Below are 22,274 nucleotides of genomic sequence, written 5' to 3'. Positions count from 1 at the left end.
TTCCGCTTTGTGGAAACGTCCAGAGCGGGTTCGTCCGGCATGCCCGTAAGCAGTGTGCCCTTGACGGGCTGCGGGCGGGGGTGAAGACTCCTTCAACAGAACGTTGAATTCCGTTACGTGGAAGTAAACCCGTGACCGGAAGCGGACGGCGGCAGGAGAGGGGCTGGGGTGTCCGAAGCTGAACTGGTGCTGCGCTCGACGCGCGTCATCACGCCCGAGGGGACGCGCGCCGCGTCCGTCACGGTCGCCGGAGGGACGATCACGGCCGTGCTGCCGTACGACGCGCCCGTACCCGACGGGGCCCGCCTGGAGGACCTCGGCGACGACGTCCTGCTGCCCGGCCTGGTCGACACGCACGTGCACGTCAACGACCCGGGCCGCACCGAGTGGGAGGGCTTCTGGACCGCCACCCGCGCGGCGGCGGCGGGCGGCATCACCACCCTCGTCGACATGCCGCTCAACTCCCTGCCGCCCACCACGACGGTCGACCACCTGCGCGTCAAGCAGAAGGTCGCCGCCGACAAGGCGCACATCGACGTCGGCTTCTGGGGCGGCGCCCTGCCCGACAACGTGCCGGACCTGCGCCCGCTGCACGACGCCGGGGTGTTCGGCTTCAAGGCGTTCCTGTCCCCGTCCGGCGTGGAGGAGTTCCCGCACCTGGACCAGGACCAGCTCGCGCGCTCCCTGGCGGAGATCGCCGCCTTCGACGGGCTGCTGATCGTGCACGCCGAGGACCCGCACCACCTCGCCGCCGCCCCCCAGCAGGGCGGCCCGAAGTACGCCGACTTCCTCGCCAGCCGGCCCCGCGACGCCGAGGACACCGCGATCGCGGCCCTCCTCGCGCAGGCCAGGCGGCTGAACGCGCGCGTGCACGTGCTGCACCTGTCGTCGAGCGACGCGCTGCCGCTGATCGCCGAGGCGAAGGCCGACGGTGTCCGCGTCACCGTCGAGACCTGCCCCCACTACCTGACCCTCACCGCCGAGGAAGTCCCGGACGGCGCCAGCGAGTTCAAGTGCTGCCCGCCCATCCGCGAGGCCGCCAACCAGGACCTGCTGTGGCAGGCGCTCGCCGACGGCACGATCGACTGCGTCGTCACCGACCACTCGCCCTCCACCGCCGACCTCAAGACCGGCGACTTCGCCACCGCCTGGGGCGGCATCTCCGGCCTCCAGCTGAGCCTGCCCGCCGTGTGGACCGCCGCACGCGCGCGTGGCCACACCCTGGAGGACGTCGTCCGCTGGATGTCGCGGGAAACCGCCCGCCTGGTCGGGCTCGACGGCCGCAAGGGCGCCATCGCCCCCGGCCACGACGCCGACTTCGCGGTCCTCGCGCCCGACGAGACGTTCACCGTGGACCCCGCCGCCCTCCAGCACCGCAACCGCGTCACCGCGTACGCCGGCCGCACCCTGCACGGCGTCGTGAAGTCCACCTGGCTGCGCGGCGAACGCATCGTGGCCGACGGCGAGTTCACCGCACCGAAGGGCCACCTCCTCACCCGGACCAACTGACACCCCAGCAGGCCGACTCCAGAAAGGCAGGACCAGATCACCGTGACGGCGATTCCGAGCTTCACCGGCGACGCGAACCCCTACGGAGGCGGTGACCCGTACGCGGACTACCGCACCGCCGACTTCCCCTTCACCCACCACGCCGACCTCGCCGACCGCCGGCTCGGCGCCGGAGTCATCGCCGCCAACGACGAGTTCTTCGCCCAGCGCGAGAACCTGCTGGTGCCCGAGCGCGCCGAGTTCGACCCCGAGCACTTCGGGCACAAGGGCAAGATCATGGACGGCTGGGAGACCCGGCGCCGCCGCGGCAGCAGCGCCGACCACCCCTGGCCGACCGCCGAGGACCACGACTGGGCGCTCATCCGCCTCGGCGCGCCCGGCGTGATCCGCGGCATCGTCGTCGACACGGCCCACTTCCGCGGCAACTACCCGCAGGCCGTCTCGGTCGAGGGCGCCTCGGTGCCCGGCTCCCCGTCCCCGGAGGAGCTCCTCTCCGGCGACGTGAAGTGGACGACGCTGGTGCCGCGCACGCCGGTCGGCGGCCACGCGGCCAACGGCTTCGAGGTCGCCGTCGAGCAGCGCTTCACCCACCTCCGCCTGGGCCAGCACCCCGACGGCGGCATCGCCCGCCTGCGGGTGTACGGCGAGGTCGCGCCGGACCCGGCGTGGCTGGCCGCGCTCGGCACGTTCGACGTCGTCGCCCTGGAGAACGGCGGCCGGGTCGAGGACGCCTCCGACCTGTTCTACTCGCCGGCCACCAACACCATCCAGCCGGGCCGGTCCCGCAAGATGGACGACGGCTGGGAGACGCGCCGCCGCCGCGACCGGGGCAACGACTGGATCGCCTACCGGCTGGTGGCCCAGTCCGAGATCCGCGCCGTCGAGATCGACACGGCGTACCTGAAGGGCAACAGCGCGGGCTGGGCGTCGGTGTCCGTGAAGGACGGCGAGGACGGCGACTGGGTGGAGATCCTGCCCCGCACCCGCCTCCAGCCCGACACGAACCACCGCTTCGTCCTCCCGGCCCCGGCCGTCGGCACGCACGCGCGCGTGGACATCTATCCGGACGGCGGCATCTCCCGCCTGCGCCTGCACGGCTCGCTGACGGAGACCGGTGCGGCGCGGCTGACGGCACGCCACCAGGAGCTCGGCGGCTGACCCGCACCCTCGTCGGGACCACCGAACGCCGGACGGGCACGACAACCGGTCCGTCCGGCGTTCGGGGCACGGCGGTTCAGGCCGGCCCGGAGGCCCGGGGCCGGGAGCCCCCGCCCCCGACCCCGGCCCGCTCGTCGCGGCTCACACCCGCGCTCACGCCGCGTGGCCCCCGTCGACGGAGAACTCCGCCCCCGTGATGTACGCCGACACCGCCAGGTGCGCCACCGTCTCCGCCACCTCCTGCGCCGTCCCGACCCGGCCGAGCGCCGTCATCGCCGCCTGACCGGCCGCGTAGGGGCCGTCCGCCGGGTTCATGTCGGTGTCGATCGGCCCCGGGTGGACGATGTTCGCGGTGATCCCGCGCGGGCCGAGCTCCCGCGCGAGCGCCTTCGTCAGCCCGGTCAGCGCCGCCTTGCTCATGGCGTAGAGCGTGCCGCCGGGTCCCGGCACGCGTTGCGTCATGCACGTGCCGACGGTGACGATCCGTCCGCCGGAGGTCATCCGGGCCGCGGCGGCCTGCGCCGCGAGGAACACGCCGCGCACGTTCACCGCGAGGACGCGGTCGACGTCGGCGAGCGTGAGGCTCTCCAGCGGGCCGAGCAGGCCCACGCCCACGTTGTTCACCAGCACGTCGAGCCGTCCGCCGAGTCCCTGGGCGGCACGTTCCACGGCACCCGCGGCCTCCTCGGCGTCCGCCGAGTCCGCGCGCAGCGCCACCGCCCGCCGCCCCAGCGCCTCGACGGCGCGTACGACGTCCTCGGCGGCGTCCTTGCCGTTCACATAGGTGACGGCGACGTCGGCGCCGTCCCGGGCGAGGCGCAGAGCCGTCGCCGCTCCGATGCCCCGGCTGCCGCCGGTGACCAGAGCGGTCCTTCCGGTCAGCGGACGTGCGGCGACGGGTTCCTGCGAGGTCATGCATGCGTGTGAGGTCATGCCCCCATCCCAGCCGCCGGCACACGCGCGTGCTGGCGGCGAACGGACATCGACCTCATCCGCCGAGGACATCACCGCCCTCACGGGCGCCGCCTGTTCACCGGGGTGTGGCGACGGCCGGTGCGCCGCACCGCCGGGTTGAATTCCCGTGAACAGCGCGGACGGGACGGAAAAAACTTGCGGGTTGTCTTCGACATGCCACCCAGCTTGCCGTCGACGCCACCACAGGTGCCTCAACCCGCCGCCGCCACACACCATTCGGCGACGAATCGTCACCGCACATGCCAAGCCCAGTGAATCGGTCTTGGAAGTCATCTCAATTGGTCGTCACGCCTACCGGTGTAGGTGAGTCAAGACCTCATCGCTCACGGGATAGGGGCGTTCGTGCGGCAGGAGTTGTCGGGCGGTGTCCAGCTCTCTGTCTTGTACATGGGTGTGGATCATGCGGGCCAGCGGTGTGACATCGGTGATGGAAACGATCCATTCGTCGGCGTAGAGGCGTGCGGCTTCACCAGCGAGGCCGAGCTGCAGTGACCGGTGGGGAAGGGGCTGAAGAAGCAGGTCGCGTTCGGGGTCCCATTGCACGCGGGCAGGGGCCCGCTTCAGCCGGCGTCTCCAGGTGCTGCGGTCGGTGTGGAGTCCGTGCTCATAGTGGGACAGGACAGCGGGGAAACCCGGTGCGGCGTCGACGAGTCGGCCGGCAGCGACGTCACACCCCCGGGGACACCGAGCTTCCCTAGGGCCCAGTCGAGCGCGGCACCTTCGGCATCGCACACGTCCAGGTCGCCGCGGGAGCCGAGTTCGTCGAGGACCAGGCGGTGCAGCCCGGCCCACGCGCGGGCTGTTGTCCACTCGGTGAACCGGCGGTGAGCGGTTGCCCCGGACAGCCCGAACGACGCAGTCGGCAACTGCTGTCACGTGCAGCCCGACGTCGCCACGAACACGGTCGCTGCCGGCACCTCTCGGTCGCCGTGCCGCCGCCGACCGCCACCTTGAGGCCGTGATGGCGCCTCCGGCACGACCCGCTGGAACAGCTCCCACAACTCGTCCGGCATCAGCCGCTCGACGATCCCCACCACAGCCGGCAGCCTACTCAGCCAAATGAGATGACCTGTAAGACGCCGTTTATTCCGCACATGGTCCTGCATAAGTGATGCGGACCAATTGCTGGTGGCAGCTGGAGGACCGGCTGAACGCAGGGCCGGACCTCCAGCGCGTCGCGCCGTACCTCGGGCTGAGCCGTGGGGGACTCAGCAGCCGTAGTTGATCAGGTCGAAGGACTCGTAGTGGTCGGCCGTGTAGTAGTCCTCCTGGTACTCCTCACCGGTGACGATGCGGCGCGCGCCGCGCGTGGAGGAGCCCGGAGTGATCACGGTGTACTCGTGATAGTAGCCAGAGGACTGGCTCGGCAGGATGCCTTCCCGGTTCTGGAAGACGGTCCCGTCCTGCTCGAACGGGAACGGCCCGCCCTGCTCGATCAGGTCCAGTGTGTCGTACGCCTGGGAGGGCAGGTCGCTGTAGCAGATGCTGCCGACCGCGGCGGCCGCCGGCGTGGCGGTTGCGACGGTGCCTCCGACGAGGAGGGCGGACAGGACGGCGGCTGCGGCGCCGATGCGAGTGATGCGTGGGGGGAATCTCATGACCTCATGATGACGCGCGTAGACAGTGGCATGTCAATGTCGACTCCGGGAAGTTTTTCGTCAAGTCCGGTAAGTTTCCTGTGAGTTGACTTGCAACCAAGCGCCACCGCGTCGTCTTCACAGGCAGGCTGCCGCTTGGAGACGCACGGGCGGAGGTGTTCGTCCTCCAACCCAGCAACGGTGCGTAAGCCTGGCGGTGGCGTACAGCTGCTCACTCGCGGCACAGGGGTCGCGCAGAGCTGCAGATCGGTGAATCTTCGTCCAGCCGCTGAAACTCGCGTTCGAAGCAATCGCGACGCTGTTCTTCTCCTCCCGCTCAGTCAGGACCTGCAACAGCAGCTCAGCCTCCTGCGGGCAGGCTCCATATGTTGGGTCGGGGTGGACTGGCGGGCAGCCGGGAGGGGGATTGCTGTCAGTCCGTTGCGACCGTGCCGACAACTCCGGTGACGTGACCTCGCGGTGTGCCGCGTCGTAGGAACGGAGCTTGTCCGTGGCGACCCCCCCCCGCGGCACCGCGCGCGGCTTTTTCGACAGGCGGCGGAAGAGGCGCCTGGGGGCGGCCTGTCCCGTCGGCTCTGCAGGAGGATGTCGAGCACGTTGCCGTCCTGGCCGACGGCCCGCCACAAGTAATGAGTTCCTCGACCTCACGGAAGCTGACCGGGAATCGGTGGTACAGCCACACGCAGTGGGAGATCACCTCGACCGGGTACCGGCGCCCCCTGCACGACGGCGACGTGCTCTCCATGGACGATCCTTCCCAGCATGATCAACCCGGAAAAGATCCCACCCGGTCAACCAACGTGACAGCGCCCTTCGCGCCCCTGGTCGGCTACGGGCCGTTCCCCGCCGCCCAACGCCAGGCGGGGGCAGGTGAACGGCGATGGTGAGCGCCGCCGCCACCAGCACGATGTTCTTGATCACGTACTGTCCGGCCATCGTGGGAGCGGGCACGTTCCCGTCCCACATCTCGGAGGGCAGGACGACCAGCGTCGCGAACGTCCCAGTCATGTGCACGAAGAAGACCACCAGGGTCAGCCGCAGTAACAGCCCGGTGACCAGCCCGGCTCCGACCAGCATCTCCATCACGGCCAGGAGTGGCCGGGAAACGTCGGCCGGCACGCGGTCCGACGTCAGCTCGCTCATCACCCGGGTGGCCAGGTCCTCCGCGTGGCTGACGTTCGGCAGGAGCTTGAGCGCCCCGAACCACAGGAACAGCAGCCCAACGGACACTCTGAGCACGGTGAGGCTGCGTCGCCGGTAGGGGTCGGGGAAGGTGCGCGGGCCACTGGGCGCCACCAGCACCTCCGGGGCGGTCGTGCCCTGCTTTTCTGTGGCCGCGATGACGTTTCGCTGTTCGGGGCTCATGCCGGCTGCCCGGGAAGAAGGGCGAGGCGGTACGTCATCAGCCGGCTGCTTGTCCTCATGAGCGCCTCCGGTAGGGAAGGTCGGCCGTTATGGGAGCGCTCCCATGGTGCTGCACCGTACGGCCAGGGTGGGGGCGTGACAAGACGCGCTGTACGGGCTGTTTCGGCCATCGTGGGAGCACGCCGGACAGGCCTTCAGCAGGCGCCACACGGGAACCGGAGGCGCTGCGGCGGGCTCCTCGTCACCGACCCCGCCTCTCTGACTTGCCTCCGATCGACTCTGCATCCCGTCCTGGCAGGTCACAGCCGTTTCAGCCGTCATAAGTCCAGGTCAGCGGGGTGCGACAGAATTACCACGAGTGCGCGGTGGGCACGCCGGGCCCCGACGACCGCGGTGCGCGCCCCATCGTCACCGGTGAGGAGTGCCAGGAGGGCTACTGCACGGCGGACCACTACGCCTCGTTCGACCTGGTCGACCACGGCTGCTGAGAACCCGTCGGCAGGCCGGCACGAAACCGCGGCGCAAGCAGCGCAAGCAGAGCAAGGTGCCTGCGGTGACTGGTACGGGCTGACGGGGCCGGGAGTTCCGCACGTGGGCCAGGTGTGGCGTGGCTCCTCGGTTCGGGAAGGCGCACGCACACGCATCCGGTGACCATGTCCGGCGGCTCGGGTCCCGTCAGTCCCGTGCCGGTCTCAAGCGTGCCGTGACCCGCGGCCCCGTTCGCGGACCTGAAGGGGAGTCGGGGCCGGCGGCAGGGCGATACCGCAGACATCTTGACGCACCGTTGGCGTGCTCCTGACAATCACGGTCACCCCACTGTCACCTGGAGGCCCGTTGAGTCACGGCCCGTCACGCCGCGCCGCTCTGCTCGCCGCAACCGGCTGCGCACTCGCGCTGCCCGCCATATGCTCCGGCACCGCGCGTGCCGCCGGCACCGTCCCGGCACCGTTCCGCGAGCTTCCCCTGGTCACCCACTCCCGTCACCCCGCCGCCCGCTACGCGCCCGACGCGGCCCGCAGCGCCTACGCGGAGCCCCTCAACGCCACGGTGGACTGCGCCGTGGGCCATGGAGAACGCGACTGATGGCCACCTTCGTCTCCCGCTCCCAGTGGGGTGCCCGCGCGCCCCGCAGCGTGAGCAACAACATCACTCCGGCGCAGGGCGGCGTCGTCGTGCACCACGTGGACGCGGTCAAGGTCGCCAGGGCGAGCCACGCCGACTGCGCCGCCCAGGTTCGGGGCATCCAGAACCACCACATGGACTCCAACGGCTGGTCGGACATCGCCTACAGCCACCTCGCCTGCGTGCACGGCTACGTCTTCCAGGGGCGGGGCGAGAACGTCCGTACCGCCGCGCAGGGCACCACCCAGGGCAACGACGACTGGTACGCGGTGTGCGCGCTCACCGGCGGCACCACCAGCAACTACGACACGATCACCCCGCAGTTGATCGACGCGATCCGGTACGCCGTCAACCGGCTGCGGGTGTCGGGCGGTGCGGCCCGCGCCATCACCGGGCATCGCGACCACCACGCGACGGAGTGCCCCGGCGCGCTCTACGCGCGGGTACTCAGCGGTGAAGTGAACCCCGGAGGCGGGCCGTTGCCGTACCCCGGGGTGAGTTTCCGGCAGCCTCCGACGTTCGTGCACGCGAGCGTGGCGACCTGGCAGTACCGGATGAACTCGCGGTTCGGGTACGCGCTGTCGACGGACGGCCAGTACGGCCCCGGCTCCGACGCCGCGTGCCGCGACTTCCAGGCGGACCGGGGCCTGACGGTGGACGGCATCGTCGGCCCGAACACCTGGGCCGCCGCCTTCTCCTGACCGACGCGCGCCCGGCCGAGCCGTACGGCAGCGGCTCGGCCGGCGGCACCGGGCCCGGGCCCGCCCGGTGCGGCGGCCGGAGGTCCGGTCCGGGCTCAGCCGGACCGGCTCTCCGCGGCGGCGAACAGGGCGACGCCCAGCAGCACCAGGGCGACGCTCGCGTACAGCTCGTGGCCGTCGAGGAAGCCGAGCCGCTGCACGAGGCCCCACTTCCAGTCGGTGAACTCGTGCACCAGGCCCGCCACGCCCTGCACCAGGGCGATGAATCCGAGGAACTCCAGCAACTTCTTCATGAGGAAAGACCCTTGCCCCGCGGACCCCCCACGGGCATCGGCCGCGGGGCCAGGCCACCCCGGCGGAAGTAGCCGGCGCGGGCCGCGCGGCGCGCCGAAAGTCTGCGCTCCCGCGACGTGGGTCGACGATCCGGCGTCCGCGGGGACTCCGAGGGCCCGCGCTGCGTAGATTGCCGACCGTGAGTGGTGACCAGGCGGAACCCCGGACCCCCGCCGACCTTCCCGCCGCGCGCCGGTGGCTGCTGCCGTCCGCGCTGGCCGACGAACTCGACCCCGGGGCCCGGCGGTCCGGGCGCCCCCGGCGTACCGCGCGCGACTGGATCGTCGACTTCTCCTGCTTCGTGCTCGCCGTCGTCACCGGCCTGCTCGCCGCCGAGTCCATGGCCGAGGACCCGAACCTCCCGGAGCCCGTCGCCGCCGTCGACCAGGTGATCGGCGCACTGTCCTGCGGCGCCGTGTGGCTGCGCCGCCGCTGGCCGCTCGGACTCGCGATCGCGATGGTCCCCGTCGGGCTCGTCTCCAACACCGCGGGCGGCGCCGGACTGATCTCCCTGTTCACGCTCGCCGTGCACCGGCCCTTCCGGTACGTGGCCTGGACCGGCGGCGTCTCCCTCGCCGTGCTTCCGGTGTTCTTCCGGCTGCGTCCTGACCCCGAACTGTCCTACCCGGCGGTGCTCGTCTTCACCGGGCTGCTGATCGTGTCCGCCATCGGCTGGGGCATGTTCGTCCGGTCCAAGCGGCAGCTGATGCTCAGCCTGCGGGACCGCGCGCGGCGCGCCGAGACGGAGGCGCGGCTGCGCGCCGAGCAGGCCCAGCGGCTCGCCCGTGAGGCCATCGCCCGCGAGATGCACGACGTGCTCGCCCACCGGCTGACGCTGCTCAGCGTGCACGCGGGCGCCCTGGAGTTCCGGCCCGACGCGCCCCGCGAGGAGGTCGCGCGGGCGGCCGGAGTCCTCCGGGAGAGCGCCCACGACGCCCTGCAGGACCTGCGGCAGATCATCGGTGTGCTGCGCGCCGCGGACGCCGACGACGCCGGGGGGCGCCCGCAGCCGACGCTCGCGGCACTCGACGCGCTCGTCGCCGAGTCCCGCGAGGCCGGCATGAAGGTCACGCTCGCCAACCGGGTCACCGACGCCGGCGCCGTACCCGCCGTCGTGGGCCGCACCGCCTACCGCATCGCCCAGGAGGGTCTGACCAACGCCCGCAAGCACGCGCCCGGCAGCGAGGTCGCCGTGACCGTCACGGGCGGGCCCGGCGACGGACTCGTCGTCTCCGTGCGCAACCCCGCACCCGAGGGGGAGGTCCCGCACGTCCCCGGTTCCGGGCAGGGCCTGATCGGACTGACCGTACGCGCCACGCTGGCCGGCGGCACGCTGCGGCACGGTCCCACGCCGGACGGCGGGTTCCGGGTACGCGCGTGGCTGCCCTGGGACTGACCCGCCGGAATCCCAAGTCCCCGCGGGCGGGCGGCCTTTGACTTGTCGCAGGCGGTGGCTATGTTTGTGCAGCTTCAGCACCCGCGCGTCTCGGAAGGAACAGTCGGCGTGAGTTTCGGGGGACCCAACAACCCGTACCGGCCCCAGTGGCCACCGAACGGCGGGCAGTATCCGCCGCCACCCCCGAACGGCGGTCCGTACGCGCCGCCGCCGAACCCGGGGCCGTACCCCCCGCCGCCTCCGAACGCCGGTCCCTACGGGCCGCCGCACAACACCGCACCGTACGTGCCGCCCCAGCCCGGCCCGGCGCCGTACGGTCATCCCCCGCAGCCGTACCCCCCGCAGCCCTACCCGCCGCAGCCGTATCCGCCGAGGGCGCCCTCCCCACTGGGACGGGGCGCGTTCCGCGGGCTGCGCGGCGCCGAATGGCCCCGGGTGCGCGACATGCTGCGGGCCTGGCGGCAGAGCAACCCCGGCTGCATGTGGCTCGTCCTGCTCGCGCCGTGCGCCTGGTTCGTGCTCCTGCCCCTCGTCGCGGGCTACTCGTTCGCACGCTCCGCCCGCCTCAGGGCGCACCGGCTGTTCCCGCCACGCGGTGAACGCCGCATCGAGGACCCGCAGGTGACCCGGCTTCAGAAGGGGCGCGCCTGGACCGCCGCCGCGCTGACCGTGCTGCTGCTCACGCTCTACGGCAGGCCCGAGGACGTCAGCGAGGCCCAGCAGCAGTACATGATGCGGATCGCCATCACCCCGCCCCTGCTGCTGCTCAGCGCGCCCGTCGTCATCGCGTTCCTCTTCCGGTGGGCCACGCCCGAGACGAAGGCCGACATGCGTCCGCGCGTGCGGGCCGCGGGCAAGTCGGCCATGTGGTACATCGCGGCCGTCACGGCGGTGCCGCTGGCCGTCGTGGGCATCAGCATGGCCGAGGAGACGGGCACCACGTCGGGCACCGGCGGGACCGCCGTCCCCTGGATCACGCTCTCGCTGTTCCTGCCCCTCGTCTGGGTGCTGTTCTTCCTCGGCTTCGCCACCGGCCCCGCCATCCGCACCGGCTTCAACACGGCCGCCGTGCACGCGACGCTGCCCGCCCTGCTCACCGGCGTCCTGGTGTGGGAGTGGGCGGTGATCAGCCTGCTGGCGGGCGGTCTGCCGCCGGGCCCGCCGCTCATCCAGATCCTCGCCTTCCTGGGCGGCCCCGCCTCGGTGACGGCGGTGGTCTGGTGGGAGCTGCGCGTGCTGCGCACCCGCCACGGCGTGGCGCTGCGCGCCTAGGCCGGGCCCCGGGCAGACGTGGTGCTGCGCGCCCGGGCCGGGCCCCGGGCAGCGGGCGCCGCTTTGCGGACCCGGCCCAGGCCGGGTCCGCAGCCCTCGCCCCTGCGGGGCCGGCCCCAAGTCCTCGTCCACCCACCGCGATTGCGTAGGGCCATGACTGCGATCAGACTGCTCCTCGTCGACGACGACCCCCTCGTGCGGGCCGGGCTGTCCTTCATGATGGGCGGCGCGGACGACATCGAGGTCGTCGGCGAGGCCGGTGACGGCGGCGAGGTGGAGGCGCTCGTCGACCGCACCCGGCCGGACGTCGTCCTCATGGACATCCGGATGCCGACGGTCGACGGCCTCACGGCCACGGAACTGCTGCGCGCCCGCGAGGACGCCCCGCAGGTGGTGGTGCTGACCACCTTCCACGCCGACGAACAGGTGCTGCGGGCCCTGCGCGCGGGCGCCGCCGGGTTCGTCCTCAAGGACACCCCGCCCGCCGAGATCCTGGACGCGGTACGCCGGGTCGCGGCCGGCGATCCCGTCCTGTCGCCCGCCGTCACCCGCCAGTTGATGACGCACGCGGCCGGGGGCGCGGCCGGCACCCGCCGGGCACGCGCGCGTGAGCGCGTCGCCCTCCTGAACGACCGGGAACGCGAGGTCGCCGTCGCGGTCGGCCGGGGCCTGGCCAACGCCGAGATCGCCGCGGAGCTGTTCATGAGCGTGGCCACCGTCAAAGCCCACGTCTCCCGCGTCCTGTCCCGGCTCGGCCTCAACAACCGCGTGCAGATCGCCCTGCTGGCCCACGACGCCGGGCTGCTGGAGGAGGAACGGGGCGGGCGCGACGGGCACTAGGCCGTGTCCGCGACGTGGCGTCGTCACCCTGAGCACGGCAGGCGCACGTTCGTTCGCACCCTCGCCCACCGTCGCGGACACGGCCCGGCAGGTCCCGCCGCCGTGGGGCAGCGCCCGCCGGAGCGCTGGTCGTGCGGTACTCCGGACGGGCGGCCGACATGATTTCCGCCGGCGTCGTCCTCGGCGGTTTCCGCACCCCCGGCGACGGCCCGGCCCGCGCCCTGCTCCGGCCCGCGTGCGCGGCCACCGCTCCCCGGATCAGCGCCCCTCGTACTCCGTCGTGTGTTCCGGGCCGTCCGACAGGAACGCGGCGACCGCGCGGTGGTGGTCGGAGGTGGCCGCCACCGACGCGGCGAGGTCGGGAACGGCGGCGTCGGCGGCGGCGACACCGCCGTCGAGACAGTGGCGGACGACGCTCTTGGTGGCCTCGTGGGCCCGGGTGGGCCCGGTGGCGAGCCGCATCGCGTAGGCATGCGCGTCGGTGTCGAAGGAGTCCGGCGGGAACAGGGCGTTGACCACGCCCCAGTCGGCCAGCACGGACCCGCGGTACAGGTCGCCCGTCATGACGAGTTCGCGGGCGCGGGCGGGACCGGCGCGTTCGGCCAGGCGCTGGGTGCCGCCCATCGCCGGGGTGAAGGCGATCTTCCGCTCGACCAGGCCGAACCGGGCCTGCGGTGTGGCGAGAACGAGGTCGCAGGCCAGGGCCAGTTCGAAGGCGGCCGTGAGGGTCAGCGAATGTGCGGCGAACACCGTGGGGCAGGGCAGCGCCTCCAGCGCCCGCGTGATGCCCAGCTGGGTCCGCCAGAACGACGCGGCGTCCTCGGCGGCGAGCCCGGCGAAGACGTTCACGTCGACACCGGCGCTGACGACGCGGCCCCGCGCCCGCACGAGCAGGGCGCGCGGCGGGTGGGCGGTCAGCCAGGCCACCGCGTCCGCCCAGGCGTCCCACATCGCCTTGTCGAACAGGTTCATCGGCGGGTTGTGCAGCGTGAGGACGGCGAGCGGGCCGTCGAACGTCAGCCGCAGGGCCGCGCTCTCGCCCGTGAGGACCGGCGGGAGCGTCACGACACGCTCCGGAAGATGCTGATCGCGTTGTTGCCGCCGAAGCCGAAGGCGTTGTTCTGGACGTGCCGCAGGTCCGGCACGGCCAGGGGGGTGCCGGTGACCAGGTTGAGGTCCAGCTCCACGTCGTCGGGTTCGACCGCGGTCGGCGGTACCAGGCGGTGCCGCAGCGCCAGGCAGGCAGCCACGGCTCCGGCCGCGCCCGCCGCGCCCATCAGGTGCCCGATGGTGCTCTTGATCGCGGTGACCGCCGCCCGCGGGTAGTGCTCGGCGAAGATGCCGCCCTCGATGGTGTCGTTGGCGCGGCTCCCGGTGCCGTGCGCGAAGATCACGTCGATGTCGTCGGCCTTCAGACCGGCCTCGTCCAGTGAGCGGCGGTGGCAGGCGGCCACGCCCTCCCGGTCGGGGGCGGTGGGATGACTCGCGTCGTTGCTGACGGCGGTGGCCAGCACCTCGGCGTAGGGGGTGGCGTCCGGGCGCAGGGCGCGCTCGGTCTGCAGGACGAACATGCCCGCGCCCTCCGACGGAGTGACGTAGCGCCGGCTCCGGGCGAACGGCTTGCAGGGCGTGGGGCCGATGGCCTGCAGGGAGTTGAACCCGATGATGTTCTTCTCCGAGTAGGGGTCGCAGCCCCCGACGACCGCCGTGTCGGCGACGCCCGCGCGCAGCATCTCCAGCGCGCAGGACAGCGCCACGTTCGCGGAGGCGCACGTGCTCTGCAGCAGGTAGGCGGGGCCGGACGCCCCGACGGCGCGGGCCACGCCCTGGGCGATGGAGTAGCTGGAGAAGCCGCCGGTCTCGGCGATGCCGCGGCGCCCGGCGACCACGTCCTCCAGCGCCTCGGCCTGGCCGTCGCTGCTGCCGACACAGACGACGGCGTCGCGCAGCGCCCGGTCCCCGGGGGCGAGACCCGCGTCCCGCAGGGCCTCCAGCGCGGCGAACTCCGCGAACACGGACGCCCACCGCGGGCGTTCCCGGGTGACCGGGTCGACCTGGGCGAGGGCGGTCTCGCGGGCCTCGCGCGGTACCCGGCCGCCGAGGATGCCGGGCTTCATGCCGGCGTACAGCGGGGGCAGTTCCTCGAAGCGGTTGCGGCCCGCGCACACGTCGGCCCAGAAGGGCCCGGCGCCCGCGCCGGCCGGTGAGATGATGCCGAGCCCGGTGATGAAGACCCTTGCTGCTCCCTGGTTCACCAGGACCCCCTGTCCGTGCTGTTCGCTTGTTGCCGGGTCACCGTCACCGTGGCGTGCCGGCCGTCCGGGCCGTGGCATTCGAGGACGGCCCGCTCGGCGGGTTCCAGGGCATGCACGAGGTCGAGGAAGGCGCGGGTGGCGAAGGCGCTGTTGCGCTCGGCGAAGGCGACGGGCGCCGCCTCGCCGGCGTCGGCGTCCCGGGCGGCGGCCCTGCGCACGGTGCGCGTCGGGCCCGGGTGCGGCCCGTCGGCGGCGCCGAAGGCGAACTCGGCGGTGAGGCCGGTGCCCCGGTGCAGGTAGGCGTGGGCGACGCCGTCGCGGCAGGGCACGTCGGGCGTGTCGAGCCGCGCGTCCGCGACTGCCTCGGGTGCGTAGACGTCGCCGACGAGGAGCCGGCTGACGTCGGAGCGTTCGCTGCCGAGGGCCGACAGCGCCTGCCACAGGGCGACGACCGGTGTGAGCACGCCCGCGTTGATCGTCATGTTGCGTCCGGTCGCCCCGACGCGGAGGTTGGCGAACGCCGACGCCGAACTGGACGTGGCGTTGGGGAAGTACTGGGCGGACAGCAGCTTGCCCTTCTCCGCGGCGTGGCGTTGGAGACGGGCCAGGGCGGCGGTGTTGCCGTACTCCGTGCCGATCACGACGGTGTCGTCGGTGCGCGTCGCGCCGTCCGCGCGCGCCCCGGAGGCGTCCGCGGCGCCGAGGACGAGATAGAGGCACGTCCGGGTGAACTCGTCGCGGAACTGGTCGCCGGCGGTGCCGATCACCTCGTGCCAGTCGGGCGGCAGGCCCTCGCGGTCGTCCGTGCCGTTCGTCGGGCCGGGCGCGCACAGCGTGACCGGGCCCAGGGAGAACTCAAACACCACAACTCTCCATGGCGGTATGTCGGTCGGGCGAAGACACGCGGACGTCAGCCGCCGACCCGCTCGCTCACGTGCCGCTGGAGGTCTCCCACCGTGACGAGGTCGCGGGAGAATTCGTCGCCGAGTTCCACGTCCAGGACCGCCTCCACCTGAACGACCACGTCGATCAGTTTGAGGGAATCGATGTTCAGGTCGGTCTTGAGATCCTGATCGGCCGTGATGGCGAATGCGTCCGGAAGTTCGGCGATCTGCTTGAGGACCTCGGAAATGCGACCGTCGATGACGTCGTCCGACATCTTTTCCCCCATTTTTAAAGAGATGCTTGACGGTTACGGACACTAACCGCGTGTCGCGCGGCCTGTCAATGCGCGCCAAGCGGAACCCCTGATCACCATTTGTGCAGGTCCACGTATACGCCACCGTGGCCGAGAGGGCGTCGGTGCAGGGGAAATTCAGCCAGGCCGATCCGGTGGGGTGACGGTGAATAACCTGCCCAGACAAGAAGTGCGGCAGCTTCTTTCGGCCAACTCGGCCTGCGGGAGGAAACTTTGGTGACTCATATCACGTTGCGAGCGTGTATCTCCGCGGACTAAGTTCCGTTGCTCGTTGGGCTCATTCGAAAACCGGGGGATATTCGTCATGCCTGTAAACCCTTCCACTCTCTCGCGCCAGGGACATGACCGCTGGGATCTCGGCGTCGAATTGGGAGTCACCGAGGGAAGCGACGACTACAAGGCACTCAGGGCCGCCTACGACGACCTTCCGGAAGACCCGTACGCGGTCGGCTCGGGCCGGTACCGCCGTTACGCCCGCGGCGTCTTCCTGCCGTGGTCCAGGGAATTCTTCTGGATGCCGGCCACGGAAAGCCAGGCCCGTGAGGGCATGAACGGCTACTACCAGGGCGACAACAATCCCGAATACGTGAACGTCACCCGCAACCTCCCCGCCATCAGCGACGAGGTCTGCGGCAACAAGCTCCTGCTGGACATGATCCAGTTCGACTTCTCCCAGACCCGCTGGAGCGAGGACGACGCGGTCTGGCCGCTGTACGTCGGGGTCCACCTGATCAAGCTGCACATCGAGGAGGACGGCGCCGAGGCCGTCTCCTCCCCGAACGAACTGCACCAGGACGGCGAGCCGTACGTCTTCGCCCACCTGATCTACCGGGACAACGCCGAGGGCGGCGCCAACCTCATCGCCACCCCCGAGTACCGGGGCAAGCAGCCGGAGGACGTCCCGCCCGCGGACCGGCTCGCCGAGTTCCAGATGGAACGGCCGCTGGAGGCGTACGCCATCACCGACCACCTCGTCAGCCACTACGTCGGCCCCATCCGCAAGGGCGCCGAGGACCGGCCCGGAGAGCGGGCCATCCTCCTGGCCGACTGGGTTCCCATGCGCCACCGCATCTGAGAGGGGGGCGCCACATGAACGGGGTGCGTTACCGCCACGAGCGCCCGGTGGGCCCCGGGGCCGCCGACGAACTGCGCAAGGCCCTGGCGTTCCACTACGGGGACGTCACGGTGGAACTCCTGGACAAGGGGGCCGACGTCGTCGTGGCGGCCGGCCCCTCCGAAACCGAACTCGGCGAGATGGTCCGCCACTTCCTGCGCGGCCACCGCGACGTGCCGGCCACGGTCGTCGCCGACCACCCGGGGCGTCCCGGGCTGTCCTGCGCACCGCCCGACGACCACCGGATCGCCGTGGCCCGCGGCGCCTACCTGCACGGCCCGGAGTGGACGGCGGCGATGGACCACGTGCGCCGGCTGTGCCGGGAACGGCTCGCCGAGCCGTTCGGCGCGCCACTGCTGGCCGGGTCGGCGCAGATCTCCCGCGACGTGCTGGTGCGGGCCGGGTACTACCAGAAGTTCCCGAACCTGGTGAACGCGGTCGCCCGGATCCGCGACCACTACTGGGACGGCGTCAGCGTCTCCCAGCTGCGGCCGGGCCAGACCGAGGCGCTGGACTCCTTCTACCGGCCGGCCGAGACCGTCCTCACGCCGGTCACCTGCTACCACGTGTACGCGAACGCCGCCGAGCTGAAGGACCGCTACGGCACCGGGCTGTTCGCCATCGACGGGCCGGTCTTCCGGCACGAGTCGCACAACCACAGCGCGACCCGGCTGGGCGAGTTCAGGATGTTCGAACTCGTCCGGATGGGCAGCGCCGAGGAGGTCGCGGACGACTTCGAGCGGATGATGAAGGCCTTCACGGCCTTCTTCGCGGACCTCGACGTGCCGCACCGCATCGTCAGCGCCTCCGACGCCTTCTTCGGAGACGCGCCGACCATGACCCGCGAGGCCCAGCTGCTCAGCAAGAGCAAGTTCGAGGTGCGGGTCCCGCTCGGCGACGGCGAACTGTCCGTGGCCAGCGTCAACTCGCACGGCGAGGTGTTCGCCGACTCCTTCGGACTGCGCGATCTCGGGGCCGGGGCCACCTGCTGCGCCGGGATCGGCCTGGACCGGCTGACCTACGCCCTGCTGTCGTACGGCCTGCTCGGCACGCCCGGCCCGACCGGCCGGCCGCCGCACCCCCGAACCCTCTAGGGAATGAGTTCCATGGAAGACCTCAAGAAGGTCGTCGACGACCTGCTGGAACAGCTCGCCCAGGCGCGGGACGTTCCGGCCGACGCCGAACCGTCGCAGATCATCACCAGTTCGCTCGACCAGATGCGTTTCCTCGTCGGCCTGGAGGAGCGGCTCGACGCCATGCTGGACGTGGGCGACGTGCTTCCCTTCGACCTGTCGGGCCGCGAGGCGCTGCTCAAGAGCGTGCACGAACTGCTCGTCGAATCCGGGGTGAGCCCGTGAGTCCTGTGCCCGGCGGCGGTGGCCGACGATGACCACCACCCGGGCACGACTGCTCGACCTGGCGGCGATGCGCGAGGTCGTACGCGTCTCGGTGCCGCTGATGTTCGGGATGGTCGGCAACCTGCTCCTGCTGCTGGTCGACCGGATCTGCCTGGCCCGCTACTCGGAGGACACCCTCAAGGCGTCCGGGCCCGCCGTCTTCACCGCGACCACGGTGATCATGGTGACCACGGGGGCGGTCGGCATCACCCGCTCCTACGTGGCGCAGGCCCACGGCCGCGGCGACAAGCGCGGCGCGCTGGACGAGGGCGCCAACGGCTTCGTCCTCGGCGTCCTGCTCTCCGCGCTGCTGCTGCTGAGCACCCCGCTGCTGATGGCGGTGCCGGAGCTGAGCGGGCAGCCCGACCGCATCAAGGAACTGGAGGCACAGTTCCTGGGCCTGTCCACCCTCTACGGCTCCGTCATGACGCTCAACATGGCGCTGTCGTCGTACTTCAACGGGATGGGACGGACCCGGGTGCCGATGACCGTCGGCATCATCGGGCAGGCGGTCGGCATCGTGATGACCGTCGGCCTGGTCTTCGGCCGCTTCGGGCTGCCGGAGCTGGGCATGCGGGGCTCCGCGCTCGGCACGCTCAGCGCCGTGTCCGTCATGTTCCTCGGATACGCCCTGTGCCTGCCCAGGGGCTACGCGGCGGGCTTCGGCCGGCTGCTGCGCCGGGGCGCCCGGCAGGTCGCCGGGGTGGTGTGGCTGCGGCTGCGGCGCGGCGCCCCGGCGGGCGGTTCGCTCAGCCTGGAGGAGCTCGGCCAGACCGCGTTCGTGTGGCTGGCCGGCGTCCTCGGGTCGGTGGCGCTGGCCGCGAACAACGTCGCGCTGGCCCTGAACTACGCGGCCGTCATCCCGCTGATCGGCCTCGGCATGGGCTGCAACATCCTGTGCGGCAAGGCCGTCGGCGCCGGACGGCACCGCGACATCCCGCACGTCATGCGGGTCACCCTGACGATCTCCGGTGCGTACGTGGCCGTGGTCGCGGTGCTCCAGATCGCCACCCCGGCCCTGCTGCTGAGCCCGTTCGGCCTCGACGGGGCCGGCTCCGCCGTGACCGGCCACGCCGTGGACACCTCACGGGTGCTGTGGACGTACTCCGCGGCGTTCATGTTCTCCATGGTCGCCTCGGGCGTCCTTGAGTGCCTCGGTCTCGCCCGCTTCGGGTTCGTGGCGCGCGTCGTCCTCATGTGGGGTCTGTGCGTGCCCACGATCGTCGGGTTCGTGCTGCTCAACCGCGACGACCCGGACATGCTGCCGGTCATGTGGGTGATCTTCTCCGCCTTCGAGGCGGTGATGGCGGCGGTCTGCCTGTGGCGCATCCGGCGCGCCGTCGCCAACCAGGAGAACAGGCTCCACACCACCGACGCGGTCCAGCAGACCGCCTGACTTCGCTCACCAGACAGAGAGTGTGGCCCTTTCAGTGAACGTACTCCTTCTCGGCCGTGAGGAAGACTGCCGCGACTACCTCGACTACGCGGGGCGGCGGGGCTTCACCGTCCGCTTCTTCGAGCCACCGCGGCTCGACGCCGACGACCGCGGCAACTGGCGGAGCACCGTCGTCGACGCCGCGCGCGCCGCCGTGGACCTCACCGACATCGACGACGTGATCTCCTTCCACGACAGCTACCAGATCCAGCTGGAACTGGTCCGCGGTGAACTGGGCCTGCCCACCCGGGACATCGACACCCTGCTGTGCCTCGCCGACAAGACCCGGTTCAAGGCGCACCCCGCGGTCCGTGACCACATCACCCGCCACATCGAGCTGGACCCCTCGTCGAAGGCGCCCGAGGCGCTCGCCGCCGTCAGCGCGGCGCTGTCCTTCCCCGTCGTGGTCAAGCCCTCGAACGGCTTCTACAGCGCCGGCGTCGTGAAGGCCGCCACGCCGGAGGAGTTCCCGAAGGCGTACGTGCAGAGCAAACGCGTGTGCACCGTGCTGCGCGAGGGCAACGGCCAGTCGCGGATGCTGGCGGAGGAGTACCTCGACGGCAACGAGTACGCGATCGACGGCGTGGTCAGCGACGGCCGGATCGTCCCGCTGCAGATCCACCGCAAGCTGCCGCCCCTGGTCGGCCCGCTCTTCCACGAAGTGGCCTATCTGACCGAGCCCTTCGACCCCGGGCCGGGCCGTGACTTCACCGCCCTGCTGGAGCGGGTGGTCCCGGGCCTCGGCCTGGACAACTCGCCCTTCCACGCGGAGTTCCGCTTCGACGGCCGGGGCCGGCTGCGCATCCTCGAACTCGCCCCCCGGCTGTGCGGCGGCGGTACCACCACCTACCAGCAACTGCGCATCTGCACCGGGCTCGACGCCTACGACCTGCTGCACCGGCTGGGCCGGGAGACCGTCGACCCGAAGCCGCTGCACCACCGGGTGGCGCTGGAGTACGACGCCCCGATCGAGCGCAGCGGCTTCCTGAAGAACACGGACCGTGCGGTCGAGGTGTGCCGCAAGAACGACGTCACCACCGTGCACCTGCACCGCCAGGACGGCCAGTTCGTGCTCGCCCCGCCTCTCAACTTCGAGACGGTCCTGACCGCCTACTTCGCCCGCGACACCCGCGAAGAGGCAGAAGCACTGCTGGATGTCCTGATGACCGACTGCACGATCGAGACCGAAACGGAAAAGTCCTCATGAGGCCGGAAATCAAGCGTGCTCTGCACACCATCCCGATCGGCGCCAGCTCGCCGCTGCGCGCCTGCCGCAACGTGAAGTCCGAACCGCTGGTCGTCGCCGAGGCCCACGGACAGTACCTGCACGACATCGACGGCACCCGCTACGTCGACTTCATGTACGGCTTCGGGCCGCTGATCCTCGGGCACGCGCCGCAGGCCGTGAGCGCCGCCATCGCCCGCCAGGCCGCGGACGGCACCCTGTTCGGCACGTACTGCGCGCAGGAGATCGAGCTGGCCGAGCGCATCACCGCGACCGCCGGCCACCTGGAGCAACTGCGCTTCGTGTGCAGCGGCACCGAGGCCGTGATGTCGACGCTGAGGCTGGCCCGCGCCCACACCGGCCGCACCGGCGTGCTGCGCTTCAACGGCGGCTACCACGGCCACTTCGACCTGGTGCAGAACAAGGACGAGGCCCGCATGCGCGACGCCGGCCTCGACCCCGACGCGATGCGTTCCAACGTCTACGCGGAGTACAACGACACCGAGAGCGTCGAGCGGGCCTTCGCCGAGCACCCGGGCCGGATCGCCGCCGTCGTCGTCGAGCCCATCGCCTGCAACATGTCCCTCGTGCTGCCGCAGGACGGCTTCCTCGCCGACCTGCGCCGCATCTGCGACCGCGAGGGCGCGCTGCTGATCTTCGACGAGGTCATCACCGGCTTCCGGCTCACCTACGGCCCGGCCTCCAACCTGCTGGGTGTCGCCCCCGACCTCACCGCCTTCGGCAAGATCATCGGTGGTGGCACGCCCGTCGGCGCGTTCGGCGGCCGCCGCGACATCATGCGGCTGCTCGACGAGGAGCGGGTCCTGCAGGGCGGCACCCTGGCCGGCAACCCGCTGACCATGGCGGCCGGTCTCGCCACGCTCGACGAACTGGCGGCGCCCGGCTTCTACGAGGAACTGGAGCGCAAGGGCGCCCTGCTGGAGGCCGCCGTGGAGCGCCACCGGGCCGACAAGGGGCTCGACTTCCACTTCGCCCGCACCGGCAGCATCTTCGCGTTCGTCTTCGTCCCGCGCAGCGCCCCGCTGCGCCGCAAGGCGGACGTCGCCGCGCAGCCGGTCTCGCCGTACACCACGCTGTACGCGGGCCTTCGCGAGGCCGGCTACCACCTGGCGCCGGACATCGAGGAGCCGATGTACATCTCCGCCGCGACGACGGACGAGACGCTTCAGGACTTCGCGGCCCGCGCCGTCGAACTCCTCGCCACGGACCCGAACACGCCGGTGGCCGGCGCGGTCTAGGCCGCGTCCGCGACGTGGCGCCGCCGCCCGGAGCGGTGGGCGCCACGTCGCGGCCCCGGTCCGGGGCCGGCTGCCGAGCCGGGCCGCGTCCGGCACCTCCCGCATGTCGCGCGGTGCCTGAC

General features: G+C 71.7%; 20 protein-coding genes and 5 pseudogenes. 13 read left to right on the top strand and 12 right to left on the bottom strand.

Annotated features, from left to right (window positions below; genetic code table 11):
- Nucleotides 1-168: 168 nt before the first annotated feature.
- Both allB and alc read left to right on the top strand, forming a co-directional pair.
- On the top strand, nucleotides 169-1,509 hold the full coding sequence (allB, locus tag QC282_RS24335; protein ID WP_279551684.1) for an allantoinase AllB: 1,341 nt from the start codon (nucleotides 169-171) through the stop codon (nucleotides 1,507-1,509).
- A 42-nt stretch (nucleotides 1,510-1,551) separates the two neighbouring features.
- Nucleotides 1,552-2,667, top strand: a complete 1,116-nt coding sequence (alc, locus tag QC282_RS24330; protein WP_279551683.1) for an allantoicase — start codon at nucleotides 1,552-1,554, stop codon at nucleotides 2,665-2,667.
- 153 nt (nucleotides 2,668-2,820) lie between these two features.
- Here alc and QC282_RS24325 read toward each other — a convergent pair whose 3' ends face one another.
- From QC282_RS24325 to QC282_RS24295, 7 genes and pseudogenes are all read right to left on the bottom strand, one after another.
- Nucleotides 2,821-3,582, bottom strand: a complete 762-nt coding sequence (locus QC282_RS24325) for an SDR family oxidoreductase (RefSeq protein WP_279551724.1) — start codon at nucleotides 3,580-3,582, stop codon at nucleotides 2,821-2,823.
- Between the two features lie 351 nt (nucleotides 3,583-3,933).
- Nucleotides 3,934-4,266, bottom strand: a pseudogene (locus QC282_RS24320) (DUF4291 family protein); the annotation flags it as partial.
- Nucleotides 4,267-4,376: 110 nt separating this feature from the next.
- A pseudogene (locus QC282_RS24315) lies at nucleotides 4,377-4,655 on the bottom strand (transposase); the annotation flags it as partial.
- Nucleotides 4,656-4,850: 195 nt separating this feature from the next.
- On the bottom strand, nucleotides 4,851-5,240 hold the full coding sequence (locus tag QC282_RS24310) for a ribonuclease domain-containing protein (protein WP_279551682.1): 390 nt from the start codon (nucleotides 5,238-5,240) through the stop codon (nucleotides 4,851-4,853).
- A 230-nt stretch (nucleotides 5,241-5,470) separates the two neighbouring features.
- A pseudogene (locus QC282_RS24305) lies at nucleotides 5,471-5,608 on the bottom strand (ATP-binding protein); the annotation flags it as partial.
- A gap of 195 nt (nucleotides 5,609-5,803) precedes the next feature.
- Nucleotides 5,804-5,985: pseudogene (locus QC282_RS24300) on the bottom strand (IS6 family transposase); the annotation flags it as partial.
- Nucleotides 5,934-6,605 carry a DoxX family protein gene (locus tag QC282_RS24295; protein WP_279551681.1) on the bottom strand — a complete coding sequence of 224 codons (672 nt, stop codon included), beginning with the start codon at nucleotides 6,603-6,605 and terminating at the stop codon, nucleotides 5,934-5,936. The gene QC282_RS24295 and the pseudogene QC282_RS24300, both read right to left, overlap by 52 nt.
- Before the next feature lie 350 nt (nucleotides 6,606-6,955).
- On the opposite strand from QC282_RS24295, the pseudogene QC282_RS24290 reads away from it, so the two are divergent.
- Nucleotides 6,956-7,093 (top strand): annotated as a pseudogene (locus QC282_RS24290) (ribonuclease domain-containing protein); the annotation flags it as partial.
- Between the two features lie 594 nt (nucleotides 7,094-7,687).
- The gene (locus tag QC282_RS24285; protein WP_279551680.1) at nucleotides 7,688-8,428 is read left to right on the top strand and encodes a peptidoglycan-binding domain-containing protein; all 741 of its coding nucleotides are present in this window, start codon (nucleotides 7,688-7,690) and stop codon (nucleotides 8,426-8,428) included.
- A 95-nt stretch (nucleotides 8,429-8,523) separates the two neighbouring features.
- On the opposite strand, the gene QC282_RS24280 is transcribed toward QC282_RS24285, so the two are convergent.
- Nucleotides 8,524-8,721 (bottom strand): hypothetical protein, encoded by a 198-nt coding sequence (locus tag QC282_RS24280; RefSeq protein ID WP_279551679.1) that lies wholly within the window; start codon nucleotides 8,719-8,721, stop codon nucleotides 8,524-8,526.
- A 170-nt stretch (nucleotides 8,722-8,891) separates the two neighbouring features.
- Between QC282_RS24280 and QC282_RS24275 the strand changes: the two genes are divergently transcribed.
- The 3 genes from QC282_RS24275 (at nucleotide 8,892) to QC282_RS24265 (ending at nucleotide 12,269) form a co-directional block, all read left to right on the top strand.
- Nucleotides 8,892-10,157 (top strand): sensor histidine kinase, encoded by a 1,266-nt coding sequence (locus tag QC282_RS24275; RefSeq protein ID WP_279551678.1) that lies wholly within the window; start codon nucleotides 8,892-8,894, stop codon nucleotides 10,155-10,157.
- Nucleotides 10,158-10,442: 285 nt separating this feature from the next.
- Nucleotides 10,443-11,429, top strand: coding sequence for a hypothetical protein (locus QC282_RS24270; RefSeq protein ID WP_279551677.1), 987 nt, complete (start codon nucleotides 10,443-10,445; stop codon nucleotides 11,427-11,429).
- A 153-nt stretch (nucleotides 11,430-11,582) separates the two neighbouring features.
- Nucleotides 11,583-12,269, top strand: coding sequence for a response regulator transcription factor (locus tag QC282_RS24265; protein WP_279551676.1), 687 nt, complete (start codon nucleotides 11,583-11,585; stop codon nucleotides 12,267-12,269).
- A gap of 258 nt (nucleotides 12,270-12,527) precedes the next feature.
- On the opposite strand, the gene QC282_RS24260 is transcribed toward QC282_RS24265, so the two are convergent.
- From QC282_RS24260 to QC282_RS24245, 4 genes are read right to left on the bottom strand one after another with little or no spacing between them, the layout of a single operon-like run.
- A complete protein-coding gene (locus QC282_RS24260; protein ID WP_279551675.1) occupies nucleotides 12,528-13,334 on the bottom strand; it encodes an enoyl-CoA hydratase/isomerase family protein in 807 nt (268 codons plus the stop codon).
- Nucleotides 13,331-14,524: a beta-ketoacyl synthase N-terminal-like domain-containing protein gene (locus QC282_RS24255; protein WP_279551674.1), complete on the bottom strand. Its 1,194-nt coding sequence runs from the start codon at nucleotides 14,522-14,524 to the stop codon at nucleotides 13,331-13,333. Before QC282_RS24255 ends, QC282_RS24260 begins: the two co-directional genes overlap by 4 nt.
- The gene (locus QC282_RS24250) at nucleotides 14,521-15,387 is read right to left on the bottom strand and encodes a hypothetical protein (protein WP_279551673.1); all 867 of its coding nucleotides are present in this window, start codon (nucleotides 15,385-15,387) and stop codon (nucleotides 14,521-14,523) included. Before QC282_RS24250 ends, QC282_RS24255 begins: the two co-directional genes overlap by 4 nt.
- A 47-nt stretch (nucleotides 15,388-15,434) precedes the next feature.
- On the bottom strand, nucleotides 15,435-15,683 hold the full coding sequence (locus QC282_RS24245; protein WP_279551672.1) for an acyl carrier protein: 249 nt from the start codon (nucleotides 15,681-15,683) through the stop codon (nucleotides 15,435-15,437).
- Between the two features lie 343 nt (nucleotides 15,684-16,026).
- Here QC282_RS24245 and QC282_RS24240 point away from each other — a divergent pair, with 343 nt between their 5' ends.
- Genes QC282_RS24240 through QC282_RS24215 form a run of 6 tightly spaced genes read left to right on the top strand, consistent with a single transcriptional unit; the run spans nucleotide 16,027 to nucleotide 22,152 of the window.
- Nucleotides 16,027-16,797, top strand: coding sequence for a 2OG-Fe dioxygenase family protein (locus QC282_RS24240; protein ID WP_279551671.1), 771 nt, complete (start codon nucleotides 16,027-16,029; stop codon nucleotides 16,795-16,797).
- Between the two features lie 14 nt (nucleotides 16,798-16,811).
- Nucleotides 16,812-17,930: a hypothetical protein gene (locus tag QC282_RS24235; protein WP_279551670.1), complete on the top strand. Its 1,119-nt coding sequence runs from the start codon at nucleotides 16,812-16,814 to the stop codon at nucleotides 17,928-17,930.
- Nucleotides 17,931-17,933: 3 nt separating this feature from the next.
- The gene (locus QC282_RS24230; RefSeq protein ID WP_279551669.1) at nucleotides 17,934-18,194 is read left to right on the top strand and encodes a hypothetical protein; all 261 of its coding nucleotides are present in this window, start codon (nucleotides 17,934-17,936) and stop codon (nucleotides 18,192-18,194) included.
- 28 nt (nucleotides 18,195-18,222) lie between these two features.
- Entirely contained in the window at nucleotides 18,223-19,629 is a 1,407-nt protein-coding gene (locus QC282_RS24225) for an MATE family efflux transporter (protein ID WP_279551668.1), read from the top strand.
- 34 nt (nucleotides 19,630-19,663) lie between these two features.
- Nucleotides 19,664-20,875, top strand: a complete 1,212-nt coding sequence (locus QC282_RS24220) for an acetyl-CoA carboxylase biotin carboxylase subunit family protein (protein WP_279551667.1) — start codon at nucleotides 19,664-19,666, stop codon at nucleotides 20,873-20,875.
- Nucleotides 20,872-22,152, top strand: coding sequence for a glutamate-1-semialdehyde 2,1-aminomutase (locus QC282_RS24215; RefSeq protein WP_279551666.1), 1,281 nt, complete (start codon nucleotides 20,872-20,874; stop codon nucleotides 22,150-22,152). Before QC282_RS24220 ends, QC282_RS24215 begins: the two co-directional genes overlap by 4 nt.
- Nucleotides 22,153-22,274: the final 122 nt, after the last annotated feature.

This window comes from Streptomyces sp. DH24 (genome assembly GCF_029813775.1).
GTDB lineage: Bacteria > Actinomycetota > Actinomycetes > Streptomycetales > Streptomycetaceae > Streptomyces.
Note: the sequence above shows the minus strand (reverse complement) of the source record. Positions and strands in the feature narration are given on the sequence as shown.